Origin of the sequence: Clostridium sp. AM49-4BH, assembly GCF_003478335.1 — a bacterium.
GTDB lineage: Bacteria > Bacillota > Clostridia > Lachnospirales > Lachnospiraceae > Butyribacter.
The window spans coordinates 1-3,146 of record NZ_QUFB01000098.1; the positions used below are offsets into that span (position 1 = coordinate 1).

Genomic DNA, 3,146 nt, shown 5'->3' on the forward strand with positions numbered 1-3,146 from the left:
TAAAAAACCACAACAATTATAGCATATTTGACTTAATGATGCTATAAAAATCAGCTAATCGGAAGGAGTAAGGTATGTTAAAGCAGGAAATCCGAAGAGTGCTGCATTCTCCATTTTTTTATGTATCTATTATTATACTTGTTTTTGCAGATTTTCCCGTCATGCTGGATCAATTTGAAATGTCCAATGAATTGACTTACCTTGTGGATGTTGGATGGGGAATGGGCTATGGAAGTGTTCTGTATCCATTGCTGTGTGTACTGACGACAGCGGAGAGTTATCTGATGGAATATCGATCCGGGTACCGATATTCCTCTATGTCCAGAACAAGTAAGACAAGATATGCGGTTACTAAGATGGCAGTGGCAATTGGCACAGGAGCAGCCATTGCAGTGCTGTCCCGTCTGCTCTTTTTGGGACTGACGGCATTGATCGTTTATAAGATACATGGACAGGTACTGGTTGGAGGTGAAGATACAATAGAAGCAATGAGTCGTACATCCTTGCTGGTGATACAGAGAAAATATGCGCAGTATCTGATGTTATTCATTTTGGAAGACAGCCTTTATGCCTCGATATTACCGGGGATTGCATTGATTGTTTCGTTGTTTGTAAAAAATCGGTATGTGGTGATGTTGTCTTCTTACATTTATTGTGAGGGGATGGACATGATCTTTATCACACTACAATGGTATTATGGTTCTCCCCTTGTATTGATGAGCACTGGGCGGGCATCCCTCCTGCCATACAAAGGACTGCCATTCCGAGTGATCATGGTACTTTTGTATTGGGTGGTCGAGATGGGGGTGTTTGTATACGGTGTACGTAAACAGACAGAGTGAGAGGAGATAAAAAGATGCGTTATATTTGCAGAGACTATTTTCAAAGGACAGTCTGTAGTGGCCGTTTTGTGCTGCTTGTACTGCTTGTATGGATCTCTTTGTGCAGTTTCTTTAGAGAGTTTGTGGAGCAGTTATCTGAAATGCATTGTCGGGTGGGAGCGTTGGAGATCTTTCCGGCATGGGCGTTTTGCGGTGGGGGAGTGAGTACCTATTTTATATTATTCATTTTTTTGATATTGGCATATCCGCAATGGGATGGAGCGGTGAACCGTCTGGCCAGGCAGGGCAGAAAAATATGGCTGTTATCGCAGTACTGTTATGTCGTTATGACATCGGTGATCTATTATTTGGTTGTTACCGTTGGTTTTATTATCGCTTTATTTCCAGTGGTGGATTGGAAAAACAGATGGAGCAGTTTTTACTGGAAAGCAAGTGATCCGAAGACAGGTTTTGATTTTGCAACAGGATTAAAATATAATCTTTCCTGTACATACAGCCGCAAGATTATGAAAATCGGTACACCGTTGAAGGTGTGGGGGTTGACTTTTTTACTGGTAGTCTTGGCATCTATCTTTTTAGGGATGTTAGTAGTAACATTTAATATTTGGTTCCGGCGTGGTACGGGAACAATTTTAGGTATTTTTGTGATTGTTTTTTATTATATCATGGATTGGATTCCTTTATTTTTTGATAACAAATTTGCACAGTTTGATGGGTATAGGCAGATACAGAACATGTTATGGCGGTTGGAACCGTATCTGAGCCCCTTGTACCAGACGGATGTGTATGGGTTGACATTGCGCAAGGCTCGGCCGGTGATGGAACGGGTAGAGATTGCTGCAGTCTACTATATAGTACTGGCCGTTGTTGTATTGGTGATGGGACTGAGGATGGTGCGCAAGGTGGATCTGAGTAAAGATTAGCTGTGTGATGATATAGATTGATAGAAAGGTATGGTGATTACTGTGGACAATATCATGGTAAAAGTAGAGGGACTTAGCAAAGAGTTTCGGGGAGAAATGATTCTGCAGGATGTAAATATAACATTGGAGAGGGGTAAGATTTATGGCCTTGTAGGAATGAATGGAAGTGGTAAGACGGTATTTATGAAGTGCCTTTGCGGTTTCTTGAAGCCGACAACCGGAAAAGTTACGGTGGATGGCAAAGAAGTCGGGAAGGAGATTGACTTTCCACAAGATTTGGGCCTAATGATCGAAACACCGGGATTTATACCGTATATGTCAGGCAAGAGTAATCTGAAAAATCTTGCGCTGATACGCAATCAGATCGGAAACTACGAAATTGAGGAGGCTTTGCGGTCTGTAGGTCTTGATCCGAATTTAAAGAAACATGTATCAAAGTATTCACTTGGTATGCGTCAGCGTCTTGGAATTGCACAGGCGATCATGGAGAAACCACGGCTGTTGATCTTGGATGAGCCATTTAATGGGCTGGATGTACAAGGGGTTAAAGATATCAGAAAATTGCTGATGTCACTGCAGAAGCAGGGAGTGACGATATTGCTGGCATCGCATTACGATGAGGATATTCGTACGTTGTGCGAAGAGGTATATCTTGTAAGAGAGCATCGCATACGAAAGAAGGAAGAGAGCGATGGAGCAGAAAAATAGGATAGATCATTATAAAATTCAGAGTGTGCTGCTATGGTTTGGGATCTGTTTTTTGTTACAGATCCTCTTGCTTCTGATGCAGGAATTTCAGTACGATGGAGAACATTATCAGCCGTTATTGTATCTCTTTGGCAAGAAATATGGGAAGAATGCTTTTTATGCGACATCAGAAACCATGATGTTTCTGACGCAGTTGACATACTGTATCATGGTAATTCGCAGGATTGCAAAAAAAAGAGAAGAGAATGCATATATGATAATACCAAGGTATAAGAGCTTTCGAGCGTATTATGGAAGTGTATATCGAGAGTTGGTAGGGTACACTTTTTTGTATCAGACGGCAATTTTAACAGGGAGTATAGTGGGATATAGGCTTGTTTGGTACACTCATCATGTGCAGGCTTTTGACGAAAGACAGTTTTTGGGATCACAGGTATGTATGCTTATGGGAGAACTGTTTTTCGGAGCAGTTATGTCGATTTTTATTCTGCGTTGGAATGCACTTCGTGGAGCGATAGTGATCTATCCGGGCATTCCAATGATTTCATATTACCTGGGAAGTTCATTGCCGGTTAAATGGAGTAATTTGCTGCCGGGAAACTGGCTGATGGCAGCGCGAAGCAATTTAGTTTCAAAGGGTGGATATTCGATGGCGGCTGCGTTATTTGTGGAA

Annotated in this window: 4 protein-coding genes; all 4 read left to right on the top strand. The window is 41.8% G+C overall.

Annotated elements, in window-relative coordinates; all coding sequences use genetic code 11:
- Positions 1 to 74: 74 nt before the first annotated feature.
- Positions 75 to 842, top strand: a complete 768-nt coding sequence (locus DW981_RS14290) for a hypothetical protein (protein ID WP_118508214.1) — start codon at positions 75 to 77, stop codon at positions 840 to 842.
- 14 nt (positions 843 to 856) lie between these two features.
- Positions 857 to 1,765: a hypothetical protein gene (locus DW981_RS14295; RefSeq protein ID WP_118508215.1), complete on the top strand. Its 909-nt coding sequence runs from the start codon at positions 857 to 859 to the stop codon at positions 1,763 to 1,765.
- Between the two features lie 54 nt (positions 1,766 to 1,819).
- Positions 1,820 to 2,473 carry an ATP-binding cassette domain-containing protein gene (locus DW981_RS14300; protein ID WP_118508216.1) on the top strand — a complete coding sequence of 218 codons (654 nt, stop codon included), beginning with the start codon at positions 1,820 to 1,822 and terminating at the stop codon, positions 2,471 to 2,473.
- A partial coding sequence (locus tag DW981_RS14305; protein ID WP_147352673.1) for a hypothetical protein occupies positions 2,457 to 3,146 on the top strand: 690 nt, incomplete at its 3' end. The genes DW981_RS14300 and DW981_RS14305, both read left to right, overlap by 17 nt.

Coding starts and splice junctions, on each gene's coding strand:
- DW981_RS14290 (WP_118508214.1), top strand. CDS start 75: ATGTTAAAGCAGGAAATCCGAAGAGTGCTGCATTCTCCATTTTTTTAT.
- DW981_RS14295 (WP_118508215.1), top strand. CDS start 857: ATGCGTTATATTTGCAGAGACTATTTTCAAAGGACAGTCTGTAGTGGC.
- DW981_RS14300 (WP_118508216.1), top strand. CDS start 1,820: ATGGTAAAAGTAGAGGGACTTAGCAAAGAGTTTCGGGGAGAAATGATT.